This is a genomic window from Streptomyces phyllanthi, from assembly GCF_009377205.1.
Taxonomy (GTDB): domain Bacteria; phylum Actinomycetota; class Actinomycetes; order Streptomycetales; family Streptomycetaceae; genus Streptomyces; species Streptomyces phyllanthi.
This window is the reverse complement of record NZ_VJZE01000020.1, coordinates 1-14,459: the sequence shown is the minus strand read 5'-3', so window position 1 is coordinate 14,459 and position 14,459 is coordinate 1. Positions and strand designations below refer to the sequence as shown.

The window sequence follows — 14,459 nt, the reverse complement described above, 5'->3', positions numbered from 1 at the left end:
GAATACCATCCGATTCCCCTGTTGGACCGCCGTACCGTGCGCGGGGGAGAGTGGTCCCCGGTTCCCAGGCTCATCCGGCTCACCAGGAGTACGCGTTGTACACCGCACACCCCGACCGCTACGCGGACATGCCCTACCGGCGCACCGGCCGCAGCGGCCTGAAGCTCCCCGCGCTGTCCCTCGGCCTGTGGCACAACTTCGGCCCCGACCGGCCGGTACGGACGCAGCGCGCCATCCTGCGCCGCGCGTTCGACCTGGGCGTCACCCACTTCGACCTGGCCAACAACTACGGCCCGCCACCCGGTGCCGCGGAGAGCGCCCTGGGCGAGGCCCTCAAGGCCGACTTCGCGCCCTACCGCGACGAACTCGTCATCTCGACGAAGGCCGGCTACCTCATGTGGCCCGGCCCGTACGGCGAATGGGGCTCACGCAAGTACCTGCTGTCCTCGCTCGACCAGAGCCTCGCCCGTATGGGCCTCGACCACGTCGACATCTTCTACTCGCACCGCCCCGACCCGGACACTCCGCTGGAGGAGACGATGGGCGCGCTGCACTCGGCGGTGCAGCAGGGCAAGGCGCTGTACGTCGGCGTCTCCAACTACTCGCCCGAGCAGACCCGTGAGGCCGCCCGCATCCTGGGTGAGCTGGGTACCCCGCTGCTGATCCACCAGCCCCGCTACTCGATGCTCGACCGCCGTCCCGAGGACGGGCTCCTCGACGCCCTGGACGAGCTCCGGGTCGGCTCCATCGCGTACTCCCCCTTGGAGCAGGGCCTGCTGACGGGCCGTTACCTGGGCGGCATCCCGGAGGACTCGCGGGCCGCGAGCGACAGCCCGTTCCTGAACGCCGACAAGCTCACCGAGGACCTCGTGGCGCGGCTCCGCGCCCTCGACGACATCGCCAAGTCCCGCGGCCAGTCCCTGGCGCAGCTGGCGCTCGCCTGGGTCCTGCGCGGCGGCCGCGTCACCTCGGCCCTCATCGGCGCGAGCAGCCCCCAGCAGCTGGAGGACAGCGTGGCGGCCATCGGCAACCTGGACTTCGCGCCGGAGGAGCTGGCCCGGATCGACGAGATCGTCGAGAGCTGAGCCTCTCCGTCACCCCTGGCGCAGTCCAGGTGCCGCTCGAAGCAGGCCGTAGTCGGTGTGCAGCACCGCGTAGCCGTTGCGGGCCGGCTGCTCCCGCGCCGGCCCGCGGCCGGTGGTGTAGACGGCCGGGTCGACGTACCCGTGTGCCAGGGGTGGGGGAAGGCGTCGTCGAGGTGGGGTTTCCGCCCCCGGCGGGAGCCGACGCGGACGGGTTCGTCCGGCGGACGGCGTCACCGTCGTCGCCCCCGCCGCAACCGGCCGCGGACACCAGTACCAGCCCGAGGACGACACCGACCGTGCCCCTCCACCGCATGCGGACGTTGGCCCCCGCCCGCGACGCTCACGGGGCCGCGGTCACGTGCCGAGCCGCTCCTCCAGACACACGGTCACCGTGTCCCCTGCCCCCTTCCCGATCGCCCTGCGCACGTCGGCCTTCACGGGCAGCATGTGCGTGCCGTCGCCGAGGGCCATGAAGGAACTGCGGAAGGGGTGCCCGTCGATCGTCCCGCGGACCTTCACCAGGCCGCGGGTGCCGAAGTACTCCACGGACCCGGGCCAGACGAGACAGGTCCAGCCGCCCTTGCCGGGGCGCCTGCGGAGCTCCGCGGTGAACTGCTTGTGCAACCTGCTCATGGTGCCCTCCGCTCCCGGTGGCCCCCTATACACGAGACCACCGGACGTACGGAAACTCATCGCGAGCCCCGCGCGCTGTGTGGCGGGTCCCGCACGGCTCCGGTCGGGGAGTCCGTGACGCTCGGTGTTCGCGGACCTCGGCGGTCAACCCCCGTAGATGTCGTATGTGCTGGTCAGGGGCGAACTCCAGGGCCAGGGACGGCCGCCGTGATCCGGTGCCGCAGCCATGCCCGGACCGTCCGGCAGACGCCGATCGCCTTCGGGATGACGCCGCAAAGCGCCTGCGGGCCGCTGTTTCGAATCGTTTCAGCCAACTCCGGCCACGCATATGCCAGGAGACTGGCTGGAATGGCATGGTGACAGAGCGTCAGTAGTGGCGATACTCGATTCGTAGGGTGATTGCGCCATGAACATCCGGCGCCACCGTGCGCGATCGGTGCGTCACCCGGCGTGTGCCAAGGGCAGGGCAGGCGGGCGAGGTTCAGGGCGAGCGGGGCCGGCCCGGCAGTCAGCGGTGCGATGGGGGAGCGAACGTGCACGACGAATTCCTGTGCCATGTCACGGCGTACGGCGTGTGCGGCGGGCAGCGCGTGGGTGTGCCGTTGGGGACGTACCGCGCTCCCACCCTGGCCCTGGCGTTGTGGTGGATGCGCGACCGCGCGTTATGGATCGCCGAGCGGCTCGACCCGCACCCCGACAACCCCACCTACCCGCCGAACTCGGTCGTGCCGGTGGCCGACACCGTCCCGGACGTGCCCAGCGCGCTGCGCGCCTGGAGCGGCAACGCGACCGAACAGGAGCTGGTGGCCGAGGAGTTGGCCGCCGGGAACCTGGTCCGTATCGCCACCAGTGACGACACCACCGAGTACGAGCTGCTCGCGGAGTCCGTCGACGCGCTCCGGATGCAGCGCACCGCCCGAGTGATCGCCACCCCCGCCGCCTGAGCCGAACCGGTCCGGCTCCCGCCCCCCGCTGAACCGGGCTCGCACTGCCCGCGCTGCCCGATCGGGCGCACATCGGTGCGAATCGATAGAATTCCGGCATGGTGGAACGGCCGGTCGCACCGACCGCGCCCGAACTCGTCCTGGAAACCGAGACAGGCTTCACGGTGATGAGTCCGGGCCGCGAATACCGTGTCGGGCGCGACCCGTTGAGCGATGTCGTCCTGGACGACGACCGGGTCTCGTGGCACCACGCGGTGCTCCGGGCCGGGGTCGGCCATTGGACGATCGAGGACGAGAACAGCACCAACGGCACGTACGCCGACGGCCACCGCGTCCACGCGTGGGATGTCGGCCCGGGCAGCGTGATCCGCTTCGGCAGTCCCTCCGACGGACCCCGTGCCGTCCTCACCGGCCGGGCTCCCGAGCGGGCCCCGGAGCGCCTTTCAGGCGTCCACCGGCCCGCCTCCACCGGCACGTTCCGGCAGCCCACCAGCGTGCGCCCGCTGCCCGAGCGGACCGTCCGTATTGGCCGCGCCGCCGACAATGACCTCGTCATCGACGACCTCATCGTCTCCCGGCACCACGCCGAACTGCGGGCACGCCCGGACGGCACGTACGAGATCGCCGACCTCGGCAGCCACAACGGCACCTACCTCAACGGGCTGCCGGTGGACCGGGCCCGGATCACACCCGGTGACATCGTCGGCGTCGGGCACTCCGCGTTCTGCCTCGTCGGCGACCAGCTGCAGGAGTACGTCGACACCGGCGAGATCTCGCTCGATGTCCAGGAACTCTCCGTCGCCGTCGACCAGGGCCGCAAGAGGCTTGTCGACAAGGTGACCTTTCCCGTCGGCGAGAAATGCCTGCTCGCCGTGGTCGGGCCCAGCGGCGCCGGCAAGTCCACGCTCCTCAACGCCCTGACCGGGCAGCGCCCCGCCGACACGGGCACGGTCCTGTACGACGGCCGCGACCTCTACCACGACTACGCCGAGCTGCGTCAGCGCATCGGGCTGGTCCCGCAGGACGACATCCTGCACACCCAGCTGACCGTCCACCGGGCCCTCACGTACGCCGCCGAACTGCGCTTCCCGCAGGACACGGCCAAGGCGGAGCGGCGGGCACGCGTGGACGAGGTGATCCGCGAGCTGGGTCTGGAACAGCGCGCCCGGCAGCCCATCCACAGCCTCTCCGGCGGTCAGCGCAAACGGGTCAGCGTGGCTCTCGAACTGCTCACCAAGCCGTCGCTGCTCTTCCTCGACGAGCCGACATCGGGCCTCGATCCCGGCATGGACCGCTCGGTGATGCACATGCTGCGCGGCCTCGCCGACGACGGACGTACGGTCATCGTGGTCACCCACAGCGTCCTCAGCCTCGACGTCTGCGACCGGCTCCTCGTCCTCGCACCCGGCGGGAGGACCGCCTACTACGGGCCGCCGGGCGACGCGCTCGCCTTCTTCGGCTTCGAGCAGTGGCCGGAGGCGTTCGAGGCCTTCGACCAGGATCTCGACCGGGACTGGGCGGGGGAGTACCACGACTCGCCGTTCCACCGCCAGTACGTCGAGGCGGCGATGGACCGGCCGTACCTGCCCGAGCTCGAACCGCTCGCCGGGGAACCGCCGCCGAAGCCGCCCAAACCGCAGAGCCGGACCGCCCAGCTCGGCACGCTGGTGCGCCGGTACGCCGCCGTGCTCAGCGCCGACCGCGTCTTCCTGGCCATCATGATCGCGCTTCCGTTCGTCCTGGGAGGGATGACGAGGGCCCTGGCCGGGGGCCGGCTGGACCGCGAGACCTCACTGAACGCGCTGCTCATCCTGTGCGTGGGCGCCGTCCTGACCGGAGCGGCCAACGCCGTGCGCGAGCTCGTCAAGGAACGGGTCATCCACCGGCGCGAGCGGGCCGTGGGCCTGTCCAGATCCGCGTACCTCATGTCCAAGGTCGTCGTCCTCGGCATCGTCACCGTCCTCCAGGCCGTGGTGCTCACCCTGGTCGCCCTGGTCGGCGTCGACCTCGGCGCGCCCGGCGGCGAGGGTGTCCTGATGCCACCGCTGGTGGAGATCACCATCGCCGTGGCGCTGCTCGCCTTCACGGCGATGATGCTCGGCCTGGTCGTCTCCGCGCTGGTCCGCAAGGAGGAGGTGACCATGCCGCTGCTGGTGCTCCTCGCCATCGCGCAGGTCGTCTTCTGCGGCACGCTGTTGCGGGTGGACGGCGTGCCCGGTCTCGAACAGGCGGCCTGGCTGGTGCCGTCCCGGTGGGCGTTCGCGGCGATGGCGGGCACGATCGACCTGGTGCGGATCGCGCCGGAAGGCGACGACCCGCTGTTCGAGCACACGGCCGGCGTGTGGCTGCTCGACCTGGGCATGCTGCTCGTCCTCTCCGCCGCCTGCGGATTCGCCGTCGCCCGTCTGCTGCGCCGCCAGGAACCCGCCGTCATGCGGAAGCAGCGGTGACGCCCATGCCCGGCTTCCGCCCCACGCACGTGGTCCCCCGGGACGGTCTGCCGGCCTGGGAGAGCCCCGATCCGTCCCGGCCCACCGCGTCGCTCGACGCCCTCCTGCCGGTCCAGCTCGTCGAACGGCGCGGTGACTGGGGCCAAGTGGTGTGCGCCAACGGCTGGTCGGCCTGGGTGGACGGCCGCCTCCTCGTCGCCGTACCGCAGGACCCGCCGACACCCGGGGGAGCCCCCTCCCGCGAGGAGGACCCCCGGCCACTGCTGGCCCACATCGAGGAGACGCTGGCGGCGTACCGGAGCGCGGTGGAGGACCTCGTGGCCGGCCGCCTCGACGCCGAGTCCTTTCACGCCCGCCTGGACGGACTGCGGATCGGGTTCGTCGCCGACGGCGAGTCGCTGTGGCTCTACGACACCGACCGCGAGCGGTGGCTCTACTCCGACGGGTCACGACTGACCACGTACGCCACCTCCGGGGACCCGACGACGGCCCCGCCCCCTGAGCGGACGCGCGTCGTACAGGAAGCCGAGGGGGAGGGCCAGGAGCCGACACGTTTCGTGGCGGAGCCCGGACGGGGCCAGGCCCCTCATGAACCGACGCGGGTCGTCCGTCCGGTGACGCACGATGAGTGAGGCCCGGTCGTACGGGGAGCACCCCTCGGAACTCGTCGGACGGCAGATCGCCGGTTACCGGGTCGAGGCGGAGCTCGGGCGGGGCGGTATGGCCGTCGTCTACCAGGCCAGGGACCTGCGCCTGGACCGGCGGGTCGCGTTGAAGCTGCTCGCCCCGGAACTCGCCCGCAACGACACCTTCCGGCGCCGTTTCACCCACGAGTCGCGCGTGGCAGCCGCGATCGACCACCCGCACATCGTGCCGATCTTCGAGGCGGGCGAGACGGACGGTGTCCTCTACATCGCGATGCGGTACGTCGCCGGGCGCGATCTGCGTCAGCTGCTCGACCGGGAGGGCCCGTTGCCGATCCCGGCCGCCACGCGGATCGCCGCGCAGGTCGCCTCGGCGCTGGACGCGGCCCACGACCACGGGCTGGTGCACCGGGACGTCAAACCCGGCAACATCCTGGTCGCTCCGGGCACCGACAGCGACCACCCCGAGCACGTCTACCTCACCGACTTCGGCCTGACGAAGAAATCGCTGTCGCTGACGGGATTCACCACCGTGGGCCAGTTCGTCGGCACCCTCGACTACGTGGCCCCGGAACAGATCTCCGGCAAGCCCGTCGACGGCCGTTGCGACGTCTACAGCCTGGCCTGTGTCGTCCACGAGATCCTCACGGGCCGGCCGCCCTTCCGGCGCGACGACGACATGGCGCTGCTCTGGGCCCACCAGTACGACGATCCGCCGCCGGTCAGCGCCGGGCGCCCCGACCTCGGTACCGCCGTCGACGGCGTTCTCGCGAAGGCGCTCGCCAAGACCCCGGACGACCGCTACGGCTCCTGCCTGGCGTTCGTGGCCGCCCTGCGGGCCGCCTCCGTGCGCGCGCCGCGTCGGCCCGCCGTACCCGAACCGCCGCTGTGGGCCCGCCCGGTCTTCCGCCACCAGCCGCGCCGATGAGGCCTTGCCTGCCGGGGCTGCCGGGGCGCTAGCTCCCGTCCGTGACCTCACCCCGTCGCCGTACCCCCTTCGCGAGCATCCCGCCGAGGAATCCGGCCACCAGCCCCCACAGCGCAGCGAAGCCGAGCGCGGTCCACAGCCGCGGCCGCAGGTAGAGCTCACCGGACAGTCCGCCGCCCAGGTCGCCGATGCCGAGCACCGACAACCCGAGGCGGGCGCTGACCCGGCCGACCAGGCAGATCATGAGCACGGTCAGGACGAGGGCTGCCGCCATGTGCACGGCGTGCTGCCACAGCCGGACGCGGGCCGGGGAGCGGGCGGCCATCACGAACGCGGCGCCCAGCAGCAGCACGGCGTCCACGGCCACCAGCCACCACACCCTGCCGTCGTACTCGGCGAGCGTCCGCAGGTTCAGCGTGGAGTCGTCCGGCGTCCGCAGCACCTGGTCCAGCAGATGCGGCATGGGCAGCCCGAACGGGCCCTCCACACGGCCCTCCCAGGAAGCCCCGAGCCCGATCGTGAACGCGAGCCAGGTCAGGTTCGGCAGCCCGAGCAGGATCACCGCGAACGTCTCCCTGGGGTACCCCCGCGTGCCCGCCACCACCAGCGCGATCACCAGTCCCACGACGACGCACGCCAGCAACAGCAGCACCATCGCGTACGCGGCCGGACGCACCGACGCCTGGAAACGCACCAGCCGGGCAGGCAGCGGCGCCCCGCGCGCCACCAGGAGTGCCAGCAGGAGCACGCCGGCGAGCCACAGCAGCCCGAACAGCACGGTCAGCGGTACGTCGGTGGTGAAGCCCACCTCCGGGGTGGGGATGCCGAACAGGTCCCCCAGGTCCTCGAGCGTGTCGTCGCCGAAGGAGATCTGGAAGGTCTGGCGCGCCGCTAGGGCGAGGCCGATCAGGGCGAGCACCCACAGCACGGCGACGCGTGCGGCCCAGCCGAGGAGTTCGGGCGTCCCCGCCACCGCCCGGTGGCGCAGCGGCCGCAGGAACCCGGCGGCGATGACCAGCGCCCCCGCGAGCGTCACCGACAGGGGGATCACGGTCAGCCCGCCCTGGGTCTCGGCGAGCTCCCCGGCATCACCGGAGAGCTCGATCGTGCCGCCGACCGCCGTCACGACGGCGGCCGCGGCGACCCGGGGAAAGGCGTTGTCGGGGAGATCCGCGGCACCGGCCGCCCACAGCCCCAGCGCGGCGACCGCGAGCATCACCACCAGCCCGGCGAGCACCGTCACCAGTGCCTCCACCCAGCCGTGCCGAGCCGCCTCGCGGCCATGCGAGGCCTGGTCGGAGGGGGGCTGGGAGCGCATGGCCCGGGAACTCACCCTGCCCACGCTAAGCAGGGCCGGGAGGCTCCGCGCGCCGGGCGGGTCCGACCGGGCGGCCTGCGGGCGCCACCGGCGATCCGCACCGCGCAGCTCCACCGGTAGCGTCACCCGGATCCGCACGGCGTCGGCTTGCGAGGCGCGCCGGACCGGGACACACAATGGGCCTGTTGTGCACAAAGCGGCCCAAATCTTCTCAAGTGCCGCAGGTTCCCCATCGGGGAAGAACGTTCCCTACGGCGGAAGAAGAGCTCGTGAGCGTCGAACAGCCGTCGTCCGGCCGCCCCACCGGGCCCCCGTCGGGCCCGCTGGCGGGCCCGTCAGAGCCGAGCCGGGCACGGCCCGGCGGGGGAGGCTCGGGCGGTCCGTCCGGCCCCTCCGGTCCCGGGGGGCCTCCCGGACCGGAGGGCGGCGGGGGACCCGAACGGCCCTGGTGGAGATCGACGCCGCGGATCGCCGTCATCGCCACCGCGGTCATCGCGGCCGTGGTGCTGGCGATCGTGTTCAGCCGCTCCGGCGGTGACGGTGGCTCGGACAACGAGGTCTTCCTCCAGGCGGCCGCGTCGTCGGGTCCCGACCCGTTCACCGGGTCGACGGCCACCGACAGCTCCGCACCACCGGCGACGCCCACGGAGACCCGCACACCCACACAGTCCGCCAACGTGACACGCGGTATCGACGGTTCCTCACCCGGCCTCTACGGAGGCACCCGCAACAACTCCAGCTGCGACGTGGAGAAGCAGATCACCGCACTCCGGGCCGACCCGGCCAAGAACGGCGCGTTCGCGTCCGCCCAGGGCATCCGGCCTTCGGAGGTCCCCGCCTACCTCCGCTCGCTCACCCCCCTCCAGCTCCGGTTCGACACCCGGGTCACCAACCACGGCTACCGCGGCGGCAGGGCGACCCCCTACCAGGCGGTCCTGCAGGCGGGTACGGCCGTCCTGGTCGACGACCTGGGAGTGCCCCGGGTGCGGTGCGCCTGCGGCAATCCGCTGCGGCCGCCGGTCCCGCAGAAGTCCACGCCCAAGCCGACAGGTGACTCGTGGCCCTCGTACCGGCCGCAGAACGTCGTGGTCGTCTCGCAGTCGACGACGATCATCAACGCCTTCGTCGTCTACGACCCCGACAACGGAGGCTGGTTCGAGCGCCGCGCGGGCGACACCGGGGGCGGGGACAGGATGACGTCCCCGCCGACGACGCAGCCGTCACCGTCGATCTCGGTGAGCGACTCGCCGCCGGCGAGCGAGCAGCCGTCACCGTGCGTCACCCTCTCGGAGGGCAGGACGCCGAGCGAGACGGAGGACGGGTCGCCGAGCCTCAGCCCGTGCCCGCCCACGTCACCGACACCGTCCCCCTCCGAGCCCTCGACGCCCGAGACGTCGCCCACCGAACCGGAGTCGCCGCCCACCTCGCCCGAGACGGAGACGGAGACGGAGACCGAGCCGCCGCCGGACTCCCCGACCGGCGACGACACGACCACCGCCTCGGGCACCGTCGGCAGTGTCCCCCAGACGGAGCCCGTAGCACCGGGCGAGTGAGAGCGGCCGGGGCGCCGGGAACCGGCGTGTCCCTCGGCGGGCGCCCCCACCCGCTGCTCCTCGCTACTCGTCGATCGCCGCACCGAACGCGGCGTCCGCCGACGGTGCGCCCAGCGACGCGGCGTCGTACGTCCACGACCCGGAGGCCGTGACGCCGCCCGAACCCGCCGACAGCACCCAGATGAAGCCGTCACCGGTGTTCTCCCCGGGCGCGGAGGCGAGCAGGCCGAAGCGGCCGTCGCCGTTCGGGTCGGTGAGACGGACCTGGGCGCCCCACTTGTCGCCCTTCTCGGGGACGCCGGGTATGTCGGCCGAGTCCTGGTCCCACGACTTGGCGCCCGTCTCGCTGATGCCGTCGGCCGAGCCGCGCAGCACCCACACCGCGCCCGCGTCGGCCACTGTCCCGATGTCCTCACCCGCCGCACCGACCGCGACGTCCGCGTACCCGTCGCCGTTGGTGTCCGCGATCGACAGGTCCGTGCCCCAGCCGTCGCCGACCTCCGGGTTTCCGGGCACGCCGGGGGATGCCTGGGTCCACCACTCGGGCTCCTCCGAGAGACCGCCCGGGCCGCCGTGGTACTCGACGAGCACGCCCCCTGCCCACACCTCGCCGTAGACGTCGTCGGGGCCGTGCGGCTCACCCGTGACCAGGTCGTCGTACCCGTCATTGTTGATGTCACCGGACGCGGCGACCGGGCCGCCCTCGAAATCCCGCTCGTACGCCAGTCCGTCGGCGTGACCGGACAGTTGGACGGACCACCCGTCCCCCGGCTCGTCGCCGACCGTCAGGCCCGACACCACCAGGTCCGCGTAACCGTTGCCGTCGTAGTCGCCCGTGGTCAGCGACTTGGGCAGGATCTCGCGAGGTTCCGCCTGCGCGGACAGACGCTGCGTCGACCGCTTCTTCAGCGAGTTCTGCGTCCCGGACTGGTATGCGAACAGCTCCAGGTCGTACCGGTCGAGGACGGCGAGTACGTCGCCCGGAGTGTCGTCGGTGAAGTGCGCGGCGGCGAGACCGACGCCGAACTGCTCACCGGCGGTGGGCTCCTCGGTCTCCAGCCAGTCGCTGAGGCTCCCGGAGAGCCCGGACCCCGACCCCCACAGGACGACGACCCCGCCCGCGTCCGTGACGGAACCGATGTCCTCGCCGGGAATGCCGACCACGGCGTCGTCGTAGCCGTCCCCGTCGAGGTCGCCGGTCGCCACGGCCTTCCCGAAGCCGTCGCCCACCTCCGCGGCACCCGCGACCCCGGCCGTGGACTGGCTGAACCGCGCCACCCTGGACGTGCCGATACCGCTCGACGAGCCGTACTGCACGGTGACGAGACCGGCGCCCTTCTTGCCGCTGACGGTCGCGCCGGGCGCGCCGACCAGCACGTCCTCGTAACCGTCGCCGTTGAAGTCGCTGTTGCGGTCACTTGCTCGCGTGCCTCCGGGCGCACCGGCGTACGCGGAGGGCGCGGCGACGATGGCCGCGCCGGAGACGATGAGTAACACGGCCGCGGCAAGGGCAGCCGATTGGTTCTTGCGCATGTGCGGCTCCTGAAAGAAAAACGGCCGGGCAGCGCGGGGGGTGTCCGGAAAGGGCCCGTTCCTTGTCCGGCGCCCTGTTTGACACGTCATGCGGCACAAGGGTTGTACAGGTGTTCCCAAGAACCTTCCGCGCACCGCTGCCCCGACCGGACGCGTGGCGCGCCGAAGTCGCCTTCGCCCAGCGTTTCGCGGACCGACGCGCCCGGTCTCTCCGTCACCGGCACCACCGGCGACGAGCCGAGCAGCCCCCGCGAGGTCCTCGTCCGGACGGTCGCCGGGCACGGCCGGCGCAACGCTCACCCGGACCTCCGGCGGGACGCGTCGACGGCCGGGTGGGCCAGGAGCCGGTCAGTGGCCGGCAGCCTCCGCCGGCCGCCTCGCCGTGATCAGCTCGTGCAGATAGCACTTGGTGATCCGGCCGCCGTGACGCGTGTCGATCAGGTCACGGATGCAGCCCAACAGCCCTTCCCGGGAAGCCGCGTCGAGCGCGCGGTGGCCCGAGTAGGTCAGGAGTACGTCGATGTACTCCTGCGTCGTGTACGTGACCTCCCGGGTGCAGCGATACGAGCGGAGGCCGTCCCACTCCGCCAACTCGCCGGTGTCCGTGACGATTTCGGCCTCGTCCTGGAGCCGCAGCCCGGGCGGCGTGGCAGGGTCCCAGCGCTCGTAGCACTCCTGGGCACGGGCGAAGAAGTCGACGGTGCCGCCCCTGACGTGTTCCGTGGTGACGAGCGCGAACATGCCGCCGGGGCGCAGCGCCCGGCCCACCTTGGGGACCCGTACCGCCGGGTCGAGCCAGTGGAACGCGGTCGCGCAGACCACGAGGTCGAACGGCTCGACGGGGAGCGGCCACTGCTCGAAGTCGGCCACCTCCACGCGGGCGTGCGGGAAGGGGCGCAGGTTGCGCCGGGCCACCTCGGCCAGCGCGGGGCCGAGCTCGACAGCCGTGAGGTGACAGCCCGAATCCGCCAGCGGGACGGTGAGTTGGCCGGTCCCCGGAGCGATCTCCAGGACCCGGGTGCCGGGACCCAGACCCACCTGCCCGGCCAACTCCTCCACCAGGGCGCGGGGATAGCGCGGGCGAGCCCGGTCGTACAGTTCGGCCGCCTCGTTGAACGTGTCGCGCAGCATGGCCTCAACTCTCCCCATCGGACCGCGATTCCACTCAGGGCGGAACGCCGCTCCCTTCCCGTGGCGCTCCCGGCTCCTAGGCTGAAGGAGTGAGCAACCAAGCGTCGAACGAAGCCCGCGTCATTCCCCTGCGCCCGGCGGCGGCCACTCCGGCCCGCGAGGACGCTCCCCCTCGCACGGAGGCGGCTGCCCCGCGCACCCCGCGGCAGCCGACTCTCGCTCCACGCCCCCACCCCGCAGGTGCCCCCGGGACACCGCCCGCCAAGGAACCCCTCTGGCGCGACCTGGTCGGTGACGTGCTGCGGCGGGAACGGCTCGCGCAGGAGCGGACGTTGAAGGACGTGTCGGAGGCGGCGCGGATCTCGATGCCGTATCTCTCGGAGCTGGAGCGGGGCCGCAAGGAGGCCTCGTCGGAGGTCCTCGCGGCCGCCGCCCAGGCCCTCGGACTGGGCCTCGGGGACCTGCTCTCCCTGGCCCACGGCGAACTGGCACGGCGCGCCCGGACACGTACGGCGACGTCCACCAGGACCACCGGCACATCGCCGTACGGCGGACTCTGCCTCGCCGCCTGACCCGGGCACCCCGGCGGCCCGGCTGGGTCAGACCCCCACGAGCCGCCGGCTCACCACCTCGTCGGCCAGCCCGTACGCCACGGCCTCCTGAGCGGTGAAGACCTTGTCGCGGTCCATGTCCGTGCGGAGCGTCCTGACATCGTGGTGCGTGTGCCGGGCGAGGACCTCCTCGACCTGGGAGCGGATCCGGACCATCTCCTTCGCCTGGAGGGCGAGGTCCGAGACCGTTCCCTGGCGGCCGCCGCTCGCGGGCTGCCCGAGCAGCACCCGCGCGTGCTCGAGGACGAAGCGCCGGCCCGGGTCGCCGCCCGCGAGGAGCACCGCCGCCGTGGAGGCCGCCTGCCCGACGCAGAACGTCGAGATCGGTGCCTGGACGTAGCTCATCGTGTCGTAGATCGCCATGAGTGAAGTGAACGATCCGCCGGGCGAGTTGATGTAGATCGCGATCTCGTTCTCCGGGGCGGCCGACTCCAGGTGGAGGAGCTGGGCGATGACGACGTTGGCGACCCCGTCGTCGATCTCGGTGCCGAGGAAGATGATCCGCTCGGACAGCAGCCGGCTGAAGACGTCGTACGACCGCTCGCCCTGCGGGGTCCTCTCGACGACGTTCGGAATCGTGTACGTCCCCATGTCTACAGCCCCATCCTGCGTCGCGACGCGGCCGGCCGGACATCGGCGAGCGACTCCACGACCTGGTCGACCATCCCGTACTCCTTCGCCTGCTCGGCCGTGAACCAGCGGTCCCGGTCGCCGTCCCGGGAGATCGTCTCCGGGGTCTGTCCGGTGTGCTCCGCCGTGATCCGCTCGATGGCCTTCTTGGTGAACTCCAGGTTCTCCGCCTGGATCTCGATGTCCGCGGTGGTGCCGCCGATACCCGCCGACGGCTGGTGCATCATGATCCGCGCGTTCGGCAGCGCGAACCGCTTCCCGTGCGCGCCCACGCTGAGCAGGAACTGGCCCATGCTCGCCGCGAAGCCCATCGCGAGCGTGGACACGTCGTTCGGGATGAGACGCATGGTGTCGTAGATCGCCAGGCCCGCGGTCACCGATCCACCGGGGCTGTTGATGCAGAGGCTGATGTCGGTCCGCGGGTCCTCCGCAGAGAGCAGGAGCAGCTGGGCGCAGACCCGGTTGGCGGAGACCTCGTCGACCTGCGTTCCGAGGAACACGATCCGCTGCCCGAGCAGTTGTGCGGCCAGGTGGTCGTCGAACCGGGACGGAAGGGTGTCCCCCTCCTCGGCCCGCGGAGCGAGGGCCGGCTCCCGGCCGGTGATGAGTGGCGTCATGGGCTCTCCCTGTCGTGAAGGTGACCGTGAACGTGACGCGGCGGTTTGGCGCCGCCCTCTCCACTCTTGCCGCACATGGCCGCTGACATGGGATTTCTCTGCCCGTGGCAGATTAGCCACGGGCAGAGGGCGCCGAGCGCGTCACGCTCACTGCACAGGGCCGGAAAATCCTTACCGAGCCACCGATGAGTTCGCGGGCGAGGACCGGTCGATACAGGTGACGACACACGCGTGCCCGAGGAGGCAACCATGCCCGCGAACGGATTCACCACCTGTCTGTGGTTCGACGGCCAGGCAGAGGAGGCCGCGCACTACTACGTCTCGCTCTTCAAGAACTCCAGCATCGGCCGGATCACCCGCTACACCGAGGGCGGGATGGGCC

Annotated in this window: 15 protein-coding genes; 8 read left to right on the top strand and 7 right to left on the bottom strand. The window is 72.0% G+C overall.

Annotated elements, in window-relative coordinates; all coding sequences use genetic code 11:
* The first annotated feature begins 95 nt into the window (after window positions 1–95).
* Entirely contained in the window at window positions 96–1,085 is a 990-nt protein-coding gene (gene mgrA, locus FNH04_RS05515; RefSeq protein ID WP_152780867.1) for an L-glyceraldehyde 3-phosphate reductase, read from the top strand.
* A 354-nt stretch (window positions 1,086–1,439) separates the two neighbouring features.
* Here the strand turns inward: mgrA and FNH04_RS05505 are convergent, their stop codons facing one another.
* Window positions 1,440–1,718, bottom strand: a complete 279-nt coding sequence (locus tag FNH04_RS05505; protein ID WP_152780865.1) for a DUF1905 domain-containing protein — start codon at window positions 1,716–1,718, stop codon at window positions 1,440–1,442.
* 533 nt (window positions 1,719–2,251) lie between these two features.
* Here FNH04_RS05505 and FNH04_RS05500 point away from each other — a divergent pair.
* The 4 genes from FNH04_RS05500 to FNH04_RS05485 all read left to right on the top strand — a co-directional run bounded on the left by FNH04_RS05500 (window position 2,252) and on the right by FNH04_RS05485 (window position 6,684).
* Complete coding sequence (locus tag FNH04_RS05500; RefSeq protein ID WP_322722627.1) at window positions 2,252–2,662, top strand: hypothetical protein; 411 nt, start codon at window positions 2,252–2,254, stop codon at window positions 2,660–2,662.
* A 98-nt stretch (window positions 2,663–2,760) separates the two neighbouring features.
* Window positions 2,761–5,112 carry an FHA domain-containing protein gene (locus FNH04_RS05495; protein WP_152780863.1) on the top strand — a complete coding sequence of 784 codons (2,352 nt, stop codon included), beginning with the start codon at window positions 2,761–2,763 and terminating at the stop codon, window positions 5,110–5,112.
* Between the two features lie 5 nt (window positions 5,113–5,117).
* Window positions 5,118–5,744, top strand: coding sequence for an SH3 domain-containing protein (locus FNH04_RS05490; RefSeq protein WP_152780889.1), 627 nt, complete (start codon window positions 5,118–5,120; stop codon window positions 5,742–5,744).
* A complete protein-coding gene (locus tag FNH04_RS05485) occupies window positions 5,737–6,684 on the top strand; it encodes a serine/threonine-protein kinase (RefSeq protein WP_152780861.1) in 948 nt (315 codons plus the stop codon). The genes FNH04_RS05490 and FNH04_RS05485 overlap by 8 nt, the downstream gene beginning before the upstream one ends.
* Window positions 6,685–6,712: 28 nt before the next feature.
* Here the strand turns inward: FNH04_RS05485 and FNH04_RS05480 are convergent, their stop codons facing one another.
* Window positions 6,713–8,002: a streptophobe family protein gene (locus FNH04_RS05480; protein ID WP_152780859.1), complete on the bottom strand. Its 1,290-nt coding sequence runs from the start codon at window positions 8,000–8,002 to the stop codon at window positions 6,713–6,715.
* 269 nt (window positions 8,003–8,271) lie between these two features.
* Between FNH04_RS05480 and FNH04_RS05475 the strand changes: the two genes are divergently transcribed.
* A complete protein-coding gene (locus tag FNH04_RS05475) occupies window positions 8,272–9,555 on the top strand; it encodes a DUF6777 domain-containing protein (protein ID WP_322722626.1) in 1,284 nt (427 codons plus the stop codon).
* 63 nt (window positions 9,556–9,618) lie between these two features.
* Here FNH04_RS05475 and FNH04_RS05470 read toward each other — a convergent pair whose 3' ends face one another.
* The 3 genes from FNH04_RS05470 to FNH04_RS05465 all read right to left on the bottom strand — a co-directional run bounded on the left by FNH04_RS05470 (window position 9,619) and on the right by FNH04_RS05465 (window position 12,219).
* Window positions 9,619–11,088 carry an FG-GAP-like repeat-containing protein gene (locus FNH04_RS05470; RefSeq protein ID WP_152780857.1) on the bottom strand — a complete coding sequence of 490 codons (1,470 nt, stop codon included), beginning with the start codon at window positions 11,086–11,088 and terminating at the stop codon, window positions 9,619–9,621.
* 296 nt (window positions 11,089–11,384) lie between these two features.
* A complete protein-coding gene (locus FNH04_RS49320) occupies window positions 11,385–11,450 on the bottom strand; it encodes a hypothetical protein (protein WP_386576081.1) in 66 nt (21 codons plus the stop codon).
* Window positions 11,437–12,219, bottom strand: a complete 783-nt coding sequence (locus FNH04_RS05465) for a class I SAM-dependent methyltransferase (protein ID WP_152780854.1) — start codon at window positions 12,217–12,219, stop codon at window positions 11,437–11,439. The genes FNH04_RS49320 and FNH04_RS05465 overlap by 14 nt, the downstream gene beginning before the upstream one ends.
* A gap of 89 nt (window positions 12,220–12,308) precedes the next feature.
* On the opposite strand from FNH04_RS05465, the gene FNH04_RS05460 reads away from it, so the two are divergent.
* On the top strand, window positions 12,309–12,791 hold the full coding sequence (locus FNH04_RS05460; RefSeq protein WP_322722625.1) for a helix-turn-helix domain-containing protein: 483 nt from the start codon (window positions 12,309–12,311) through the stop codon (window positions 12,789–12,791).
* 27 nt (window positions 12,792–12,818) lie between these two features.
* Here the strand turns inward: FNH04_RS05460 and FNH04_RS05455 are convergent, their stop codons facing one another.
* Both FNH04_RS05455 and FNH04_RS05450 read right to left on the bottom strand, forming a co-directional pair.
* Window positions 12,819–13,421 carry a ClpP family protease gene (locus FNH04_RS05455; protein ID WP_152780852.1) on the bottom strand — a complete coding sequence of 201 codons (603 nt, stop codon included), beginning with the start codon at window positions 13,419–13,421 and terminating at the stop codon, window positions 12,819–12,821.
* A 2-nt stretch (window positions 13,422–13,423) separates the two neighbouring features.
* Window positions 13,424–14,077, bottom strand: a complete 654-nt coding sequence (locus tag FNH04_RS05450) for an ATP-dependent Clp protease proteolytic subunit (protein WP_152780850.1) — start codon at window positions 14,075–14,077, stop codon at window positions 13,424–13,426.
* Window positions 14,078–14,326: 249 nt separating this feature from the next.
* Between FNH04_RS05450 and FNH04_RS05445 the strand changes: the two genes are divergently transcribed.
* On the top strand, window positions 14,327–14,459 hold a 133-nt coding region (locus tag FNH04_RS05445), incomplete at its 3' end, for a VOC family protein (protein WP_194236564.1).